16 protein-coding genes are annotated in these 18,451 nt (G+C 71.5%); 4 read left to right on the top strand and 12 right to left on the bottom strand.

Annotated elements, in window-relative coordinates:
* Positions 1-105: 105 nt before the first annotated feature.
* Positions 106-663 carry an acyl-CoA thioesterase gene (locus ABT084_RS33625; protein ID WP_351052283.1) on the bottom strand — a complete coding sequence of 186 codons (558 nt, stop codon included), beginning with the start codon at positions 661-663 and terminating at the stop codon, positions 106-108.
* Between the two features lie 105 nt (positions 664-768).
* On the opposite strand from ABT084_RS33625, the gene ABT084_RS33620 reads away from it, so the two are divergent.
* Positions 769-2,115: an LCP family protein gene (locus ABT084_RS33620; RefSeq protein WP_351052280.1), complete on the top strand. Its 1,347-nt coding sequence runs from the start codon at positions 769-771 to the stop codon at positions 2,113-2,115.
* A 75-nt stretch (positions 2,116-2,190) separates the two neighbouring features.
* Here ABT084_RS33620 and ABT084_RS33615 read toward each other — a convergent pair whose 3' ends face one another.
* The 4 genes from ABT084_RS33615 to ABT084_RS33600 form a co-directional block, all read right to left on the bottom strand.
* Positions 2,191-2,484, bottom strand: coding sequence for a hypothetical protein (locus ABT084_RS33615; RefSeq protein WP_351052277.1), 294 nt, complete (start codon positions 2,482-2,484; stop codon positions 2,191-2,193).
* A gap of 166 nt (positions 2,485-2,650) precedes the next feature.
* Entirely contained in the window at positions 2,651-3,475 is an 825-nt protein-coding gene (locus ABT084_RS33610; RefSeq protein WP_502969254.1) for a polyprenol monophosphomannose synthase, read from the bottom strand.
* 52 nt (positions 3,476-3,527) lie between these two features.
* Positions 3,528-4,610: a mannose-1-phosphate guanylyltransferase gene (manB, locus tag ABT084_RS33605; RefSeq protein WP_351052274.1), complete on the bottom strand. Its 1,083-nt coding sequence runs from the start codon at positions 4,608-4,610 to the stop codon at positions 3,528-3,530.
* Positions 4,611-5,119: 509 nt separating this feature from the next.
* Positions 5,120-6,292 (bottom strand): acyl-CoA dehydrogenase family protein, encoded by a 1,173-nt coding sequence (locus ABT084_RS33600; RefSeq protein ID WP_351052272.1) that lies wholly within the window; start codon positions 6,290-6,292, stop codon positions 5,120-5,122.
* A 228-nt stretch (positions 6,293-6,520) separates the two neighbouring features.
* Between ABT084_RS33600 and ABT084_RS33595 the strand changes: the two genes are divergently transcribed.
* Complete coding sequence (locus ABT084_RS33595) at positions 6,521-7,861, top strand: UDP-glucose dehydrogenase family protein (protein WP_351052269.1); 1,341 nt, start codon at positions 6,521-6,523, stop codon at positions 7,859-7,861.
* Between the two features lie 64 nt (positions 7,862-7,925).
* Here ABT084_RS33595 and ABT084_RS33590 read toward each other — a convergent pair whose 3' ends face one another.
* The 4 genes from ABT084_RS33590 to ABT084_RS33575 all read right to left on the bottom strand — a co-directional run bounded on the left by ABT084_RS33590 (position 7,926) and on the right by ABT084_RS33575 (position 12,083).
* Positions 7,926-9,008, bottom strand: a complete 1,083-nt coding sequence (locus ABT084_RS33590) for a membrane dipeptidase (protein WP_351052266.1) — start codon at positions 9,006-9,008, stop codon at positions 7,926-7,928.
* A gap of 218 nt (positions 9,009-9,226) precedes the next feature.
* Positions 9,227-10,411, bottom strand: a complete 1,185-nt coding sequence (locus tag ABT084_RS33585; RefSeq protein ID WP_351052264.1) for a dipeptidase — start codon at positions 10,409-10,411, stop codon at positions 9,227-9,229.
* On the bottom strand, positions 10,408-10,947 hold the full coding sequence (gene purE, locus ABT084_RS33580) for a 5-(carboxyamino)imidazole ribonucleotide mutase (RefSeq protein ID WP_351052261.1): 540 nt from the start codon (positions 10,945-10,947) through the stop codon (positions 10,408-10,410). The genes ABT084_RS33585 and purE overlap by 4 nt, the downstream gene beginning before the upstream one ends.
* The gene (locus tag ABT084_RS33575; protein ID WP_351052258.1) at positions 10,944-12,083 is read right to left on the bottom strand and encodes a 5-(carboxyamino)imidazole ribonucleotide synthase; all 1,140 of its coding nucleotides are present in this window, start codon (positions 12,081-12,083) and stop codon (positions 10,944-10,946) included. The genes purE and ABT084_RS33575 overlap by 4 nt, the downstream gene beginning before the upstream one ends.
* Positions 12,084-12,269: 186 nt before the next feature.
* Here ABT084_RS33575 and ABT084_RS33570 point away from each other — a divergent pair, with 186 nt between their 5' ends.
* The gene (locus tag ABT084_RS33570; RefSeq protein ID WP_351052256.1) at positions 12,270-12,851 is read left to right on the top strand and encodes a GtrA family protein; all 582 of its coding nucleotides are present in this window, start codon (positions 12,270-12,272) and stop codon (positions 12,849-12,851) included.
* A gap of 29 nt (positions 12,852-12,880) precedes the next feature.
* Here ABT084_RS33570 and ABT084_RS33565 read toward each other — a convergent pair whose 3' ends face one another.
* Together ABT084_RS33565 and ABT084_RS33560 are read right to left on the bottom strand one after the other, a co-directional pair.
* The gene (locus tag ABT084_RS33565; RefSeq protein WP_351052253.1) at positions 12,881-14,146 is read right to left on the bottom strand and encodes a sensor histidine kinase; all 1,266 of its coding nucleotides are present in this window, start codon (positions 14,144-14,146) and stop codon (positions 12,881-12,883) included.
* Between the two features lie 37 nt (positions 14,147-14,183).
* On the bottom strand, positions 14,184-14,861 hold the full coding sequence (locus ABT084_RS33560) for a response regulator transcription factor (protein ID WP_226734440.1): 678 nt from the start codon (positions 14,859-14,861) through the stop codon (positions 14,184-14,186).
* Between the two features lie 489 nt (positions 14,862-15,350).
* Between ABT084_RS33560 and ABT084_RS33555 the strand changes: the two genes are divergently transcribed.
* Positions 15,351-16,868: a peptide MFS transporter gene (locus ABT084_RS33555; RefSeq protein WP_351052248.1), complete on the top strand. Its 1,518-nt coding sequence runs from the start codon at positions 15,351-15,353 to the stop codon at positions 16,866-16,868.
* A gap of 90 nt (positions 16,869-16,958) precedes the next feature.
* Here the strand turns inward: ABT084_RS33555 and ABT084_RS33550 are convergent, their stop codons facing one another.
* Complete coding sequence (locus ABT084_RS33550) at positions 16,959-18,242, bottom strand: hypothetical protein (protein ID WP_351052245.1); 1,284 nt, start codon at positions 18,240-18,242, stop codon at positions 16,959-16,961.
* Positions 18,243-18,451 lie beyond the last annotated feature (209 nt).

The raw sequence follows: 18,451 nt of genomic DNA, 5'->3' as shown, positions 1-18,451 counted from the left end.
CCGGTCCGCCGCGCGAGCCGCGGACGTCCGCGACACTTTACGGGGGTCCGCCACGGACCCACAGGCCGCCCATGGCCGGAGTGACCGGGAACACCCGCCTCCGGTTCAGGCGTCGAAGCCCTGGGCCGCTCTTTCCTCGCGCAGCGCCATGATCGCCCGGCGTCGGGCGAGGCGGTGCGTGCGGCGGATCTCGGCCTCCTGGTAGCGGCGGCGGTCCTGGTCGGTCTCGGGGGTCACCGGCGGGACGGTGCGCGGCTTGCCGTCGGCGTCCACGGCGGTGAAGACGAGGTAGGCGCTGCCGACCTGGGTGGCGGGGGTGGACTCGTTCCACCGCTCGGCCAGGACCCGTACGCCGATCTCCATCGAGGAGCGGCCGGTCCAGTTGCACTGCGCCTTCACGTGCACGAGGTCGCCGACCCGGACGGGCGCGAGGAAGGCCATCTCGTCCATGGAGGCGGTGACGGCGGGGCCGCCGGAGTGGCGCCCGGCGACGGCGCCGGCCGCGTCGTCCACCAGCTTCATGATCACACCGCCGTGCACCGTGCCGAGGAGATTGGTGTCGTTGGCCGTCATGATGTGGCTGAGGGTGGTCCGCGAGGCCGAGATCGGCTTTCCGGGCGGCTGCTCGCCCTGCCCGCCCCGCACGTCCGGTGTGTCTGTCATACCGCCACCTTAAAGCTGTCGCGGATGCATCAGCTCTGCAACAGCACCGGTACGAACCCCCGCCCGCCCTGTCCCGCGCCCCTGCGGGCCAGGCATCCTTGTCCCATGAATGACTGGCCTGATGGGCGGCGGAACGAGAACCGCGACGACCGGTACGGACGCGGCGGCGCCCAGGCGCGTCCCGAGGACGCCCGGCGGATGCCGCACGTCCAGCGCCGGCAGCCGCCGGTGCGGCCGTCCGGGCAGCCGCCCGTCCCGTCGCAGGGCCGCCCCGCGCAGGCGCCGCCCGGGTACGGCGTACCGCCCCAGCAGCAGCCCTCGTACGACGACGGTTACGACAGCGGTTACAACACCGGGCAGGTCTACGGATCCCCCGCCCCCCAGCGCCCGGGCGGACCGGGCGGACCCGCGGGCCCCGGCGGCCCCGGCGGTCCGGGTGGAGAGGGCCGGCCGGGCCGCGCCCCGGGACCGGCCCCGGACTGGCGCAAGCGGATCAAGATCGGCTCGATCGTGCTGGTCTCGGCGCTGGTCGTGACCACCGTCGGCACCTACTTCTGGGCCGACTCCAAGGTGCGCCGCGAGGTCGACCTCTCCAAGGTCATCGAGCGCCCCAAGGAGGGCGACTGCACGACGTACCTCATCGTCGGCTCCGACAGCCGCGAGGGCATGTCCGACGAGGAGAAGAAGAAGCTGCACACCGGCTCGGCCGAGGGCAAGCGGACCGACTCGATGATGATCCTGGCGGCCTGCTCCAGCGGGAACACCATGGTCTCGCTGCCGCGCGACTCGGACGTCGAGGTCCCCAGCTTCATCGGCTCGCAGTCCGGCAAGAAGTTCCCGGCCAAGGGCAAGCACGAGAAGCTGAACGCCACGTACGCGGACGACGGCCCGGAGCTGCTCGTGCGCACCGTGGAGTTCAACACGGGCCTGCGCATCGACCACTACGCCGAGATCGGCTTCGCGGGCTTCGCGAACATCGTGGACGCCCTCGGCGGTGTGGACATGAACATCGAGAAGGGCTTCAAGGACGAGAAGTCCGGGGCCGACTTCAAGGCGGGCGAGCAGACGCTCAACGGCCAGCAGGCGCTGGCCTTCGTCCGGACCCGCTACGCCTTCGCCGAGTCGGACCTGGCGCGGACCAAGAACCAGCAGAAGTTCCTGTCGACCCTGGCCCATCAGGCGGCGACGCCGGGCACGATCATGAACCCGTTCCGGCTGTACCCGACGCTGGGCGCGGGGCTGGACACCCTGATCGTGGACAAGGACATGGGCCTGTGGGACCTGGGCGAGATGTTCTTCGCGATGAAGGGCATCAGCGGCGGTGACGGCGTCTCCATGAACATGCCGATCTCCGGTGAGCGGGGCGGCAACCTCATCTGGGACAAGACGAAGATGCAGCAGCTCGTCAAGCAGATCCAGAACGGCGAGAAGGTGACGGTGACGGCCAACTAGGCCCTCTCGGGCGGGCGGTGCGGCGACGGAAGCTTCCGGTCGCCGCACCGCACCGCACCACACCTCGCCGGCCGTTCACTCGATGAAGAGGCTGCGGCCGTGCGCCACGGCACCCTGACCGGAGAGGATCGCCTGCACCACCTCCCCGTCGCACTGGGCGCCCGACCAGACCCAGGCCGTCGTGTCCGTGCCGTTGACCACCCGGGACGGGACGAAGTCGCCCAAGCCGTAGCAGCCGGCGGGGTCGCCGTACCGCGCGCCGTCGATGATCAGGACCCCCCGGGCCGCCTGCGCGGCGCCGGGCGCCGCCAGCGCCAGGACCGCGGCCGCCGCGCACGCCCCGAGAAGCTTGACCGCACGTCGCATCATTCGCCTGCCTCTTTCCTCTCCCCGACCAGCTGACATCACAGACCGTAGGTGATCGGACACGTTCCGTGGCACGGCGTGCGGGAGCGCGAGGGGGCGTGCGGAGCACGGGAAGGGCCCGCCGGACGACGTCCGGCGGGCCCTTCCCCTACGTGTGCGCGTGCTCGGATCAGCGACGGGCGCGGGCGCGCAGCTTCCACGGCATGGCGATGGACTCCAGCTGGACCGCGAGGTTCATCTTGGACTCGCCGATGGTGCGGTCCTCGAAGTGGATCGGGACCTCCATGACCTGGAAGTCGCGGCGCAGCGCCTTGAACTTCATCTCCACCTGGAAGCTGTAGCCCGCGCTGCCGACCGACGCCAGGTCGATGGCGCGCAGCGCCTCGGCGCTCCACATGTTGAAGCCGCCCGTGATGTCACGGACGCGGGTGCCCAGGATGGTGCTGGCGTAGGCGTTGGCCCAGCGCGACAGCAGCTTGCGGTGGGCGCCCCAGGCGTCGGAGAGGGTGCCGCCGGGGACGTAACGGCTGCCGACGACGAGGCCCGCGCCGGTGGACATGGCGACGCCCAGCATCTCGGCGATCTTGCCCGAGGGGTGCGAGCCGTCGGCGTCCATCTGCAGGACGTACCGGGCGCCGTCCTCGACGGCCTTGGTCATGCCCGCGGCGTAGGCGCGGCCGAGGCCGTCCTTCGTGGTGCGGTGCAGGACCGACATGCGGGGGGTGCCGTCCTCGGCGAGGTGGCCCTCGGCGAGGTCTTCGGCGATCTTGCCGGTGCCGTCGGGCGAGGAGTCGTCGACGATCAGCAGGCGCAGGCCCGGCAGGTCCAGGCCCATCAGCAGCTCGACCATGCCCGGCAGGTTGCCCGCCTCGTTGTACGTGGGCATGACCACGGTCAGCGGGGTGTGCGCCCACGCGTCGGGAAGCTTGGTGGATGCGGCCGCGGCCGCGACGGCGCCCGAGGTCTCGCCGGGAGTCTTCTGCTCGCCTATCACAGGGTTATGCCTCACTGAAGTCGGTCGGTACGCGCATGCACCCGGCCCGGGGTCACCGGTCCGAGGAGAAGCGCACGGCGGCGGGAGGCAGCTCTGCCTCACACCACACCCGCACCCCGGCGCGAAGTTCGTTGTCAGCCCCTACCAGCGCGCCATCCCCGATGACCGCGCCGTTCAGCACCGTGCGCGCGCCCACGGCGGCGCCGGCACCGATCAGACTGGCGGTCACGTGCGTGTCCGGACCGATGGTGGCGCCGTCCAGCACGATGGAGCCCAGTACGACGGCGCCCGACTCGATCCGGGCACCGGCACCTACAACGGTACCTCCCGAAACCTTGGCTCCGTCCGCCACCTGGGCGCCGGGGAGGACCAGCGCCTCACCGCGCGGGCCCGGAACGGCCGGGGAGTGGACGACGCCGCGGACCAGATCGGAGGAGGCCTGGACGAAGGACTCGGGCTTGCCGAGGTCCAGCCAGTACGTGTCCTCGGTCTTGCCGTAGAGCTTGGCGCCGGAGGCGAGCAGGCCGGGGAAGGTCTCGCGCTCGACGGATACCGGTCGACCGGCCGGAATGGAGTCGATCACCGAACGGCGGAAGACGTAGCAGCCCGCGTTGATCTGGTCGGTGACGATCTCCTCAGGGGTCTGCGGCTTCTCGGTGAAGGCCAGCACCCGCCCCTCGGAGTCGGTGGGGACCAGACCGAAGGCGCGCGGGTCCTCGACCCGCACCAGGTGCAGGGAGACGTCCGCGTCGGCGTCGCGGTGGGAGTCGACCAGGCCGCGGATGTCCAGGCCGGTCAGGATGTCGCCGTTGAAGACCAGGACGGGCTCGTCGGCGCCGCCGGTCAGCAGCTGGGCGGCGTTGCGGATGGCGCCACCGGTGCCGAGGGGTTCGTCCTCGACGACGTACTCGAGGTGGACGCCGAAGTCGGAGCCGTCACCGAAGTAGGGCTCGAAGACCTCGGCCAGGTAGCAGGTGGCCATCACGATGTGCGTCACACCGGCGTCGGCGGCCCTGGCTATCTGGTGGGCGAGGAACGGCACACCGGCAGCCGGAACCATCGGCTTGGGGGTGTTCACCGTGACGGGGCGCAGTCGCGTCCCCTGCCCACCGACCAGCAGGATCGCTTCCGTCATTTCTTCTCCCCATCAGGTTCGGGCGCACGAAGGTTCAAATTTAGCCCACCCGGGGACGTGCGAAGGCCGGAGGCGGCTCCGGGGGAACCCCTCCGGTCACGGCACTGCTTATGGGAGGTTACGTACCAGGACGATCCACCGGACCGGTTGGTTCCCTTCTCAGGGGTCCGTACCCGGACGGGGCCCGGTGCCCGGCGCGCCGGCCGGGCCAACTGCCGCCGCCCGGCGGCCGGGTGACGGGCACTTCCCGCCCGGGCCACCCCACGGGACTCCCGAGTGGGCACGCCCCCGGACCGGCCCCGGATCGTTAGCGAGCCGGTACCCGGAAGGGGGCCGCGCCTTGACGCGCCGGACGTCGGCGGGGCATCGCACGGCGGGACCTGCACGGCACCACACCGCACGGCACAGCGGCCCCGGCGCGATCGCGTCGAGGCCGTCGTGTGTCCGTGCGGGTGTCCGTACACGTGCCCGTGCGGGTGTCCGTGCGTGTGTCCGTGCGGGCGAAGGCGCTACGGCAGGTTGCGCGCCATGACGATGCGCTGGACCTGGTTGGTGCCTTCGTAGATCTGCGTGATCTTGGCGTCGCGCATCATGCGCTCCAGCGGGTAGTCCCGGGTGTAGCCGTAGCCGCCGAGGAGCTGGACGGCGTCCGTGGTGACCTCCATGGCCACGTCGGAGGCGAAGCACTTGGCCGCGGCGCCGAAGAAGGTGAGGTCCTCGTGGGGGCCTCCGCCGGAGACGCGCTCCGAGCGGGCGGCGGCCGCGTAGGTCAGCTGGCGGGCCGCCTCGAGCTTCATGGCCATGTCCGCGAGCATGAACTGCACGCCCTGGAAGTCGCCGATCGGCTTGCCGAACTGCTTGCGCTCCTGGACGTAGCCCTTGGCGTAGTCCAGGGCGCCCTGGGCGATGCCGAGCGCCTGGGCCGCGATGGTGATGCGGGTGTGGTCCAGGGTCTTCATGGCGGTGGCGAAGCCGGTGCCCTCGGCGCCGATCATGCGGTCGGCGGGGATGCGCACGTTGTCGAGGTAGACCTCGCGGGTCGGCGAGCCCTTGATGCCGAGCTTCTTCTCCGGGGCGCCGAAGGAGACGCCCTCGTCCGACTTCTCGACGACGAAGGCCGAGATGCCCTTGGAGCGCTTCTCCGGGTCCGTGACGGCCATCACCGTGTAGTACTCGGAGACGCCCGCGTTGGTGATCCAGCGCTTGACGCCGTTGAGCACCCAGAAGTCGCCGTCGCGCACCGCGCGGGTCTTCATGCCGGCCGCGTCCGAGCCCGCGTCGGGCTCGGAGAGCGCGTACGAGAACATCGCGTCGCCCTTGGCCAGCGGACCCAGGTACTTCGCCTTCAGCTCCTCGGAGCCGGAGAGGATCACCGGGAGCGAGCCGAGCTTGTTGACGGCCGGGATCAGGGAGGAGGACGCGCAGACGCGGGCCACTTCCTCGATCACGATCACGGTGGCCAGGGCGTCCGCGCCCGCGCCGCCGTAGCTCTCGGGCACGTGGACGGCGTGCAGGTCGCTGGCGACGAGCGCGTCCAGGGCCTCCTGCGGGAAGCGGGACTCCTCGTCGACCGCGGCGGCGAACGGCAGGATCTTCGCCTCGGCGAGCGAGCGGACCGACTCGCGGAGCATGTCGTGCTCCTCGGCCGGGCGGTACAGGTCGAAGTCGGCAGAACCCGCCAAGACTCTCACTCCCCAAGGTGATGCGTGATGCTAACTACCGTTAAGTAACCCGAAGCTTAGTGTCCCGGCCCGATCACGGATACGTGAACCGCACGTGAGCTGCGTGACAGGCGGTGCCCGCGCGCCCGGCACGGGGGCCGGCACGGGGGCCGGTACGGAGGACCGTCCCCCCGTCCGTGCCCGACTATGCTCGGTGGCCGCAAACGGCCCCGCACCTTTGGAGCACGCATGGCCCCCAAGATCACTGTGATCGGTACCGGCTATCTCGGCGCCACCCACGCCGTCGCCATGGCCGAACTGGGCTTCGAGGTGCTGGGGCTGGACATCGTCCCGGAGAAGATCGAGATGCTGGCCGCGGGCCGGGTCCCGATGTACGAACCGGGGCTGGAGGAGCTGCTCGGCGCACATGTCGCCGGGCTGCCGGGCGCGAGCGGGCGGCTGCGCTTCACCACCTCCTGGGAGGAGGCCGGCGCCTTCGGTGACGTGCACTTCGTCTGCGTGAACACCCCGCAGAAGCACGGCGAGTACGCCTGCGACATGTCCTACGTCGACTCCGCGATCGAGTCCCTGGCCCCGCACCTGACCCGGCCCGCCCTGGTCGTCGGCAAGTCCACCGTCCCGGTGGGCTCGGCCGAGCGGCTGGCGGCCCGGCTGACCGAGCTGGCCCCGGCCGGCGCGGACGTGGAGCTGGCCTGGAACCCGGAGTTCCTGCGGGAGGGCTTCGCGGTGCAGGACACCCTGCACCCGGACCGGATCGTGATCGGCGTCCAGGGCGAGACCGCGGAGAAGCTGCTGCGCGAGGTGTACGCGACCCCGCTCGGCGAGGGCTCGCCGCTCGTGGTCACCGACTTCCCGACGGCGGAGCTGGTCAAGACCGCCGCGAACTCCTTCCTCGCCACGAAGATCTCCTTCATCAACGCGATGGCCGAGGTCTGCGAGGCCGCGGGCGGCGACGTGGTGAAGCTGGCCGAGGCGATCGGGCACGACGACCGGATCGGCGCGAAGTTCCTGCGCGCGGGCATCGGCTTCGGCGGCGGGTGCCTGCCGAAGGACATCCGGGCCTTCATGGCCCGGGCCGGCGAGCTGGGCGCCGACCAGGCGCTGACCTTCCTCCGCGAGGTCGACTCCATCAACATGCGGCGCCGCGGCCACATGGTCGAGCTGGCCCGGGACGCGGTGGGCGGCTCCTTCCTCGGCAAGCGGGTCGCCGTCCTCGGCGCGACCTTCAAGCCGGACTCGGACGACGTCCGGGACTCCCCCGCGCTGAACGTGGCCGGCCAGATCCACCTCCAGGGCGGGCAGGTCACCGTCTACGACCCCAAGGGCATGGACAACGCGCGGCGGGTCTTCCCGACCCTGGCCTACGCCGACTCCGCGGTGGCCGCGGTCACGGGTGCGGACGTCGTCCTGCACCTGACCGAATGGCGCGAGTTCCGCGAGCTGGACCCGGCGGCGCTGGCCCCGCTGGTCTCGGACCGGCTGGTCCTGGACGGCCGCAACGCGCTGGACTCCGCGCGGTGGCGGGCGGCGGGCTGGACCTACCGTGCGATGGGCCGCCCGCGGGCGTAACCGATATCGGCCCCGCGCCGCCCGTAATGCCGCCCGGTCAGGCGGTACGGGCGGCGCGCAGGTGTCAGGCCGCTCCTCGGCGGTATTGGGCCGCGCGGGCCGTGAATTCCGCGTCGCGTAGCACGCGCTGGGTGTTTTCCCAGGTCAGGAGGGCCAGGTCCGCTTCCGTCCAGCCGCGGTCCAGGAGCTCCGCGATCAGATGGGGGTAGCCGGAGGGGTCGGTCAGGCCCGCCGGGCGGGGGGTGGGCGGTTCGGCGCCGAAGGCGGCGCCGAGGCCGACGCAGTGCGGGCCCGCCACCGCCCGTACGTGGTCCAGGTGGTCCGCCACCGCGTGCAGCGAGTCGCCGGTCCGGGCGGAGGCGAAGGTGACCATGCACAGGCCGCCCGCGGCGCGCAGGGCGAGCAGGACCTCGTCGGAGACGTTCTCGGGGTGCGGGGTGCAGGCGGCGGCCGCCGTGTGGGAGATCAGTACGGGGGCCTTCGAGGCGCCCGCGATCTGCACGGCCACCGCGTCGTCGCACCCGGTCAGGTCGATCAGGATCGCGAGCCGGTTCAGCTCGCGCACCACCTCGTGCCCGAAGGCGGTCAGCCCCTGGTCCGCCCACGCGGCGCCCGCCGGAGCCATGCTGCGCACGCCCAGGGCGTGGAAGGCCCGCAGGGTGCCGAGCGAGTCGGTGAGCGTGCGGCCCGGCGCCGGGCCGAGGAACGAGGCGATACGGCCCCGGTTGCGCGCGTCGGCCATGTCGTCCGCGCACAGCGCGAGGGCCAGGCTGTCGGGGTAGCGGCGCATCAGGCTCTGCGCGACGTCGATCTGTTCGAGGGTCTCGGCCACCACCCGGTCGTGCCCGGGGGTGAGCAGCGACCAGAACTGGGCGCCGACCGCGCCGGCGCGCAGCCGGGGGATGTCGGTGTCCACACCGCCCTCGGGGGTGTCGATGCTGTCGTGGTAGGGGCTCTGGCGCAGCGTCCAGAGCAGGGTGTTGCACCCGTCGGCGACGGGATGGACGGCCAGCAGCGCGGCGGCCCGGTCGAGGGCTCCGGGCATCCCCGTGGCGGGCACGGGGGCGGGTGCGGGGGCGGCTCCGGCGGAGCCGGGTGCGGCGGGGGCGGAGCCCGCGAGTGCGGGTTCGTCCTGCAGGTCGGCCATGGCGTTCGCTCCGGTCTCGGCGGCAGCGGGAGAGAGAGAAGTGTTGCCACCGTGACATGGGGGACGCGTGGGTTCGCGGCGGATGTGGCGTTCGGGTGGCGGTGAGCCCCCCGGATCCCGCCCCCCGGATCCCCGCCGCGCGGTCCCCCGGGCCCCGCCACCCCGCCACCCCGCCTCCGGCCCGCCCCAGCGACAGCCGCCGCCCCGGCCCGCCGCGGTTACAGCACCGCGTTCGACGGGCCCCGGGCCGCCGACAGCCCGGCCGCCACCGACTCCGCGTCCCGCAGCGCCCGTACCGCGTTCGACCAGGTCAGCTTCGCCAGGTCGGCCCGCGACCAGCCGCGCGTCAGCAGCTCGGCGATCAGGTTCGGGTACCCCGATACGTCGTCCAGCCCGGCCGGGGTGAAGGCCGTGCCGTCGTAGTCCCCGCCGATGCCGATGTGGTCCACGCCCGCGACCTCGCGCATGTGGTCCAGGTGGTCGGCGACCGTGGCCGCCGTGGCGACCGGGCGCGGGTTCTGCGCCTCGAAGGCGCGGTGCAGGGCCATCGCCTCGGCCCCGGTGTCCAGGTGGTGCAGCCCGTGCGCGCGCAGGTTCTCGTCGGCGGCCGCCGTCCAGGCCACCGCCGACGGGAGGATGAACTTGGGCACGAAGGTGACCATGGCCACGCCCCCGTTGGCCGGGAGCTGCGCGAGCACGTCGTCCGGGATGTTGCGCGGGTGGTCGCAGACCGCCAGCGCGGACGAGTGCGAGAAGATCACCGGCGCCACCGAGACGGCGAGCGCGTCGCGCATGGTGGTGGCGGCCACGTGCGAGAGGTCGACCAGCATGCCGATGCGGTTCATCTCGCGCACGACCTCGCGGCCGAAGTCGCTCAGCCCGCCGTGGCGCGGCTCGTCGGTCGCCGAGTCCGCCCAGTCGATGGTGTCGTTGTGCGTGAGCGTCATGTACCGCACGCCGAGCCGGTGCAGGGAGCGCAGGGTCGCCAGCGAGTTGTTGATGGAGTGGCCGCCCTCGGCGCCCATCAGCGAGGCGATCCGGCCGTCCGCCCGCGCCGCCTCCATGTCGTCCGCCGTCAGCGCCCGCACCAGGTCGTGCGGGTAGCGCGCGATCAGCTGGCCGACCGCGTCCATCTGCTCCAGGGTGGCGCTGACCGCCTCGTCGCCCGCGAAGTCGGAGCGCACGTAGACGGACCAGAACTGCGCCCCGACCCCGCCGGCCCGCAGCCGGGGGATGTCGGTGTGCAGGTGCGCGGACTGGTCGGCGGCGATGTCCCGCCGGTCCAGGTCGTAGCGGACCTGGTGGCGCAGGGCCCACGGGAGGTCGTTGTGGCCGTCGACGACCGGGTGCTCGGCGAGCAGCTCCAGCGCCTCGCCGAGCCGCTCCGAAGCGGTCGCGCTCACTTGCCGAACCCGAACCCGAAGGCGTCCGTGCCCGCGACCTTGTTGCGCAGCCGCTTGCCCTTCTCGGTGGCCTGGTCGTTGAGCTCCTGCTGGAACTCCCGCATCCGGGTCATCAGCTCCGCGTCCTGGGTCGCCAGGATCCGCGCGGCCAGCAGACCGGCGTTGCGCGCCCCGCCGACCGAGACGGTGGCGACGGGAACCCCGGCGGGCATCTGGACGATCGAGAGCAGCGAGTCCATGCCGTCGAGGTACTTGAGCGGTACCGGTACGCCGATCACGGGCAGCGGGGTCACCGAGGCGAGCATCCCGGGCAGGTGCGCGGCGCCGCCGGCCCCGGCGATGATCGCCTTGAGTCCGCGCCCGGCGGCCTGCTCGCCGTACGCGATCATCTCGCGCGGCATCCGGTGCGCCGAGACGACGTCGACCTCGAAGGGGATGTCGAACTCCGCGAGGGCCTGGGCGGCGGCCTCCATGACGGGCCAGTCGGAGTCGGAGCCCATGACGATGCCGATGACGGGCCCGGTGGAAGTGCTCATTCTGTGATCGTCCCTCTGAGGTAGCCGGCTGCGTGACGTGCGCGCTCCAGCACATCGTCCAGGTCGTCGCCGTAGGTGTTGACGTGGCCGACCTTGCGTCCGGGTTTCACGTCCTTGCCGTACATGTGGATCTTCAGCTGGGGGTCGTGCGCCATGCAGTGCAAGTACGCCGCGTACATGTCGGGGTAGTCCCCGCCGAGGACGTTCGCCATGACCGTCCAGCGGGCGCGCGGGCGCGGGTCGCCCAGCGGGAGGTCCAGGACCGCCCGTACGTGGTTGGCGAACTGGGAGGTCATCGCGCCGTCCTGGGTCCAGTGCCCGGAGTTGTGCGGGCGCATGGCCAGTTCGTTGACCAGGATCCGGCCGTCGGCCGTCTCGAACAGCTCGACGGCCAGGTGGCCGGTCACGTCGAGTTCCTTGGCGATCCGCAGGGCGAGGGCCTGGGCCTCGCCCGCGAGGGCCTCGGAGAGGTTCGGGGCGGGGGCGATCACCGTGTCGCACACCCCGTCCACCTGGACGGACTCGACGACGGGGTACGCCACGGCCTGGCCGTGCGGGGAGCGGACGATGTTGGCCGCCAGCTCCCGTACGTACTCCACCTTCTCCTCGGCCAGCACGGGGACGCCGGCCTTGAAGGGCGCTTCCGCGTCCTCCTCGGTCCGCACGAACCACACGCCCTTGCCGTCGTACCCGCCCCGCACGGTCTTGAGGATGACGGGGAAACCGCCGACCTCGGCCGCGAAGGCCACCGCGTCCGCCGGATCGCTCACGATCCGGTGGCGGGGACTGGGCGCGCCGATCTGGTCGAGCCGGGCGCGCATCACCCCCTTGTCCTGGGCGTGCACGAGCGCGTCGGGCCCCGGGCGGACGGGGATGCCGTCCGCTTCCAGGGCCCGCAGGTGCTCGGTGGGTACGTGCTCGTGATCGAAGGTGATCACGTCGCAGCCGCGCGCGAAAGCGCGCAGCGTCTCCAGATCGCGATAGTCGCCGATGACGACGTCGCTCACGACCTGGGCCGCCGAGTCCTGTGGGCTGTCACTGAGGATCTTGAATCTGATGCCGAGGGGGATACCCGCCTCGTGGGTCATGCGGGCGAGCTGCCCGCCGCCGACCATGCCGATTACCGGGAACGTCACTCCTCCAGGGTATCGGCCGGATTCCGCCATTCGGACGCCGCCCGGGCCGGTTCATGTCAGCCGGCGAGGTCTACGCGCGTCCCGTCCGCTGCTCCGCACGGGTGTCGGAAGGCACACACGTTTCATGGGGCGGACACTTACCATGGACAGGTTGGAACCATCGACCGGCAGGGACTGAGCCATCACATGAGTACGCCGCAACCCGTCACGCTGACCGAACGCTTCCGCGGCATCGGCCGGGAGGTCCTGAAGTTCGGCGCCGTCGGCGGTCTGGGCGTGCTGGTCAACTTCGGCGTCTTCAACCTGCTCCGGAGCACGACCGACCTGGCCGTCGTGCGCGCCAGCGTCATAGCCATCGTCGTGGCGATCATCAGCAATTACATCGGGTTCCGGTACTTCACCTACCGCGACCGCGACCGGGGCAGCCGCCGCCGCGAGCTGACCCTGTTCGTGGCGTTCAGCCTGATCGGCATGATCATCGAGAGCGGCGTGCTCTACGTGGCGACCTACGGGTTCGGCTGGGACAGCAACCTGCAGAGCAACATATTCAAGTTCCTCGGCATGGGCATCGCGACCGTGTTCCGCTTCTGGTCCTACCGGACCTGGGTCTTCCGGGCGCTGCCCGAGCCCGCCGTCGCCACGACCGCCACGACCGCCGCGGCCCCGGTGGTCGCCGCGCAGCGCGAGGACGTCCCGGCCGCCGGGCCCGCGCCCGTCGCCCCCGTCTCGCCCGTCTCGCCCGTCTCCCCGGAGCCCGCCGCCCGCTAGCGGGCCGGGCAAGATCCGGAAGGGACGGCCTAGCGCACCGGCTGTTCCAGCTCCACCCGTTCCGGTGCCGTGCGGCTGAGGAACAGGGCGAAGACCGGCGGCTGTGCCTGGAGCAGTTCGAGGCGGCCGCCGTCCGCCTCGGCGAGGTCCCGGGCCACCGCGAGGCCGATGCCCGTGGAATTCCGCCCGCTGATCGCCCGCTCGAAGATCCGGTTGCCGAGGTCCGGAGGGACTCCCGGACCGTCGTCCGTCACCTCGATGACCGCCTGGTTCCCGGTCACGCGGGTGCGCAGGGCGACCGTACCGCCGCCGTGCATGAGCGCGTTCTCGACCAGCGTCGCCAGCACCTGGGACACCGCGCCCGGCGTGCCCACGGCCCGCATCCCCTGCTTCCCGGAGCGCACGATGGCGCGTCCGGCGCTGCGGTAGGCCGGCCGCCACTCCTCCACCTGCTGCTTGACGACCTCGTCCAGGTCGAAGGGGACCGCCGAGCCCGTGCGCGGGTCGCGGGAGTTCGTCAGCAGGCGTTCCACCACGTCCGTGAGCCGCTCCACCTGGGTGAGGGCGATGCTCGCCTCTTCCCGTACGGTCTCCAGGTCGTCCGTGACCGTGATCTCCTCCAGCCGCATCGACAGCGCGGTCAGCGGGGTCCGCAGCTGGTGCGAGGCGTCGGCGGCCAGGCGCCGCTCGGCGGTCAGCATCCGCCCGATCCGCTCGGCGCTGGCGTCCAGGACGTCCGCGACCCGGTCCAGCTCGGGCACCCCGTACCGCTTGTGGCGCGGCCGGGGGTCGCCCGAGCCGAGGCGTTCGGCGGTCTCCGCGAGGTCGGTCAGGGGCGAGGCCAGCCGGTTGGCCTGGCGGACGGCGAGCAGGACCGCCGCCACGACGGCCAGCAGGGCGACGGCGCCGACCACCGCGAGGGTGCGGCCGACCTCCTTGGTGACCGTGGAGCGGGACTCCTCGACCACCACGCTCTCGCCCTGTTCCCCCTTGGCGCTGCCGCGCAGGGCGCTGCCGTCGACGGGCACGCCGATCTCGATCGGGAGCTGGCCGGGGACCTGGATGCGGGCGTGGCGGCCCGCGTCCAGCTGTTCGCCGAGCGAGCGGGCGTCGATCGCCTTCTTCTCCAGCACGTTCGACTCGACGATGCCGACCAGGCGCAGGGCCTCGGATTCGACGCTGTCCTGGGCACTGCTGGTGATCGTCCGGGTCTCCACGATCACGAGGGAGATCCCGAACACGGCGATCACGACGAGCACCACGGCGAGCGTGGAGTTGATCAGGCGGCGGCGCATGCCTTAGAGGATGCCCTAACGGGTGCCCCCGGGGCGGTCAGCTCTTCTCGAAGCGGAAGCCGACGCCCCGGACGGTGGCGATGTAGCGCGGGTTCGCGGCGTCGTCGCCCAGCTTCTTGCGCAGCCAGGAGATGTGCATGTCCAGGGTCTTGGTGGAGGACCACCAGGTGGTGTCCCAGACCTCGCGCATGAGCTGGTCGCGGGTGACGACCCGGCCCGCGTCGCGCACCAGGACCCGCAGCAGGTCGAACTCCTTGGCCGTGAGCTGGAGCTCCTCCTCCCCCATCCAGGCGCGGTGCGACTCGACGTCGATCCGCACCCCGTGGGTGGCGGGGGGCTGCGCGGGCTCGGTGGCGCCGCGCCGGAGCAGGGCCCGGACCCGGGCCAGCAGCTCGGCGAGCCGGAAGGGCTTGGTCACGTAGTCGTCGGCCCCGGCGTCGAGCCCGACCACGGTGTCGACCTCGTCCGCCCGGGCGGTCAGCACCAGGATCGGGAAGCCGTGCCCCTCGGCACGCAGCCGGCGGGCGACTTCCAGGCCGTCCATCCCGGGCAGGCCCAGGTCCAGGACGACAAGATCGACGCCGCCCTGCAGTCCCGCGTCCAGCGCGGTCGGTCCGTCCTCGCGGACCTCGACCTCGTACCCTTCCCGGCGCAGGGCGCGGGCCAGGGGTTCCGAGATGGATGCGTCGTCCTCGGCGAGCAGTACACGCGTCATGTGGGTGATGGTAGTCCGCGGCGGGCGGCCGCAGGGCTGCACCCGGACACCCCTGTGGATCTACCCTGTGAGGCGACCCGGCGCCTTTGAATGTGATCAAACGGTTCCCCGGAAGCCTGTGATCCATATCTCAAGTGCATTCATATGCCGCAGTGTCGTGTCGTATGGTGTCGAGACGCCTGATGCACTACCTCGAGGTCCTTTGTGCCGAAAAGCGAGCCAAAGGCCTCTTCTTCTGTCCTGACCGGCGAGGCAGTCTGAAGAGACTGCCCTCACCGGGCTTGATGACAGTGAATGACCTGTGGGCCGGGCCCTGCGCGCGAAGGTGCGCGCAAGGCGTGGATCCCGGTTACGGATGTCCCTTCGCCGCCGTCGCGGCTGCGAGACCCCAGGGCGTGGGGTGGGGCGTACGTCGCCGGTGCCGGCCACCCCCCACCGGGCGCTGTACCGCTCACGAAGCGAAGCGTCCCGATCAAGCAAGGATCGACCATGGCTTCCAGCCTGACGAAGGGTTCGGCGGACCCGTCCACCGAAAAGACCTTCTTCGGCCACCCCCGTGGCCTGGCCACTCTGTTCATGACCGAGATGTGGGAGCGCTTCTCCTACTACGGCATGCGCGCCCTCCTGGTGTACTACCTGGTCTCGGGCGGCGCCGACGCCGCCACGGGCAGCCAGGGCGGCGGTCTGGCCATGACAGCGGCCACGACCACGGCCATCTACTCGGTGTACGTCTCCATGGTCTACCTCATGGCGATGCCGGGCGGCTGGTTCGGCGACCGTGTCTGGGGCGCCCGCAAGACGGTCGCCATCGCCGGTTTCGTGATCATGGCCGGTCACCTGTCGCTGGCCGTTCCCGGTCAGGCGATGTTCTTCGTCGGTCTGATCCTGGTCGCGGCCGGTTCGGGTCTGCTGAAGGCCAACATCTCCACGATGGTCGGTCACCTGTACGACGGTCCCGAGGACCCGCGTCGTGACGGTGGCTTCACCCTCTTCTACGTCGGGATCAACCTCGGCGCCTTCGTGGCCCCGCTCGTCGTCGGCACGGTCGGCAAGGAGCACAACTGGCACCTGGGCTTCGCCCTCGCCGCCGTCGGCATGGGCCTGGGTCTCGCCCAGTTCCTGCTCGGCACCAAGCACCTGAGCCCGAAGAGCAGCCTGGTCCCGAACCCGCTGTCCCCGGAGGAGCGCAAGGCCGTCCTCACGAAGGCCGCGTTCGCCGTCGTGGGCATCGCCGTCTTCTACGGCGCCGTGGTCGCCCTCGGCGCGTACACGCTGAACTGGGCGCTGGTCCCGCTGACGCTGGCCGGCCTGTTCATCCCGGTCGCGGTGCTGACGCGCATCAAGCGCGACAAGGACCTGTCGGGTGCCGAGCAGTCGAAGATGACCGCTTACATCTGGTTCTTCATCGCCGCCGCCGTCTTCTGGATGATCTACGACCAGGGTGGCTCCACGCTGTCCCTGTTCGCGGACGACAAGACCGCCGACACCGTCTTCGGCCTCGGCTTCTCGGCCACCTGGTACCAGTCGCTGAACCCGCTCTTCGTGATGGCGCTGGCCCCGGTCTTCGCCTGGCTGTGGGTGTGGCTGGCGCGCAAGAACCAGGAGCCGAACACCATCGTGAAGTTCGCGATGGGTCTGGTCCTGATCGGCGCCTCGTTCTTCGTCTTCATCGTCCCGATGAACATGGCGGGCGACGGCACCAAGGTCTCCCCGCTGTGGCTCGTCTCGATCTACATGATCCAGACCATCGGCGAGCTGTGCGTGTCCCCGGTCGGCCTCTCCGTCACCACGAAGATGGCCCCGCAGAAGTACGCCTCCCAGATGATGGGTGTCTGGTTCCTCGCGGTCACCGCCGGTGACTGCATCACCAGCCTCCTGTCGATCGGCGGGGTGGACCTCAACGGCACCTGGGTGATCGCCTTCCAGGCGCTCGCCGCCGCGCTGGCCGGCTTCGCGGTCTACACGTACCGCAAGAAGGTCCAGTCGATGATGGGCGACGTGCACTGACGCACCCCGCCTTTCGCGCGCACCGCGCACGGAACGGCCCGGCACACCGCGAGGTGTGCCGGGCCGTTCCGCGTTTCCCGGTCGTACGGGCTACCTCGTGCCGCGCAGGCGGCGCCACGGGGTGAAGGTGAACACCGCGCCGCCGAGCAGGACCACGGTCCCGGCGACGAGCGCCAGGGCCTTGAACCCGCCGTCGTCGGAGGACCCGGTCTCGGCCAGGCCGCCCGCGGCCGCGGCGCTGCCGCCGGCCGTGCCCGGGCCGCCGGCTCCGCCGGAGCCGCCCGGCTGGGCCGCCGTGTCCAGCTCCAGGGAGACGCCGCTGCTGGTGGCCTTGCAGGGCACGTTGATGGGCGTGGCCCCCGGGGCCATGGTGACGTCGATGGTCAGCTGGTCGGGGCTGAGCGTCACCTTGCCGGTCTTGCCGGGCGTGTAGGTGCCGCTCATGTCGCTCAGGCTGACCGGGGCCTTGTCCGGGATCGGCTCCGCGTTGGCCGGGCCGGTCACCTTGACCGTGCCGCTGTCGGCGCCGCCGAGCTTGACGTTCATCGAGGGCTTGAGCGCCCCCGCGGGCAGGGCCATCGGGCTGGCCATGGCGCCCTTGGCGGTCTTGACGGTCAGGGCGTAGGCGCCGCCGTTCTTCTTGGCGCTGATCGTGACCGGCGTCTTGATGCCGCCGGGGACCACCGGCCCGCAGTCGAAGGCGACCTCGACGGCCTTGCCCGGGAAGTCGGTCTGGCCGCCGCCGGTCGCGCTGGGCGACGGGCTGGTGGGCGGGCCCGTGGTGGGCGGCGGGGTGGTGGGGGGCGCGCTGGTCGGCGGGGCGCTGGTGGGCGGCGGGCTGGTCGGCGGCGGGGTGCCGCCGCCCGGGGCCGTCACGTCGAGCTCGAGGGAGGGCCCCGGGCTGTTGCCCGGGGTGCAGGTGGTCGTCGTACCCAGCGCCTTGATCGTCAGGACACCGGCGGTGAAGGTGACCTTGCCGGACTTCTTGGGCGTGTAAGTGCCCGAGAGGTCACTGATCTTGATCGGTGTGTTGGCGGGTATCGGCTCGGCGTTGGCCGGTCCGGAGACCGCGACGGACCCCTTCTCGGCGCCGTCGAGCACGATCACCGCGCTGGGGGTCATCGCGCCCGCGCCCAGCTGGACGGGGCTGGAGGAGACGCCCTTCTGGAAGGACATCGTGAGCTTGTAGCCGTCGCCCTCCTTGACGCCCTTGATGTCGATCGGCGAGACCGCCGATTTGTCCCCGATGGGGGTCTTGCAGTTGTACTGGACGTCAATCACGGCCGCCTGGGCGGGTGTGGCCACCATGGCGAAACCCGCGCCGCCGAACAGCAGCGCGAGCGCGGCCGCGCTCGCCCTCCGTTGGGTCTTCACGAATGTCCCTTCGTCGTCGGACTGTTCTCAGACGGTGCGGACGTCTGTGGTGCCGGTGGATCGGATTGCGGGGCTGTCCCCGGCGCGCTGTCCGGGGTGAACCACGGCAGTACGGCCGTGGTGGTCTGGGGGGACGCGCCCGCCCGCGGCCGGTGCGGGGCGGCCGGGCGGCGCACGGCGCCGGGGATCCGCGGGAGGCGCGCGGTGAC

Origin of the sequence: Streptomyces sp. NPDC002138, from assembly GCF_040296485.1 — a bacterium.
GTDB lineage: Bacteria > Actinomycetota > Actinomycetes > Streptomycetales > Streptomycetaceae > Streptomyces.
This window is presented reverse-complemented; position numbering and strand designations above follow the sequence as displayed.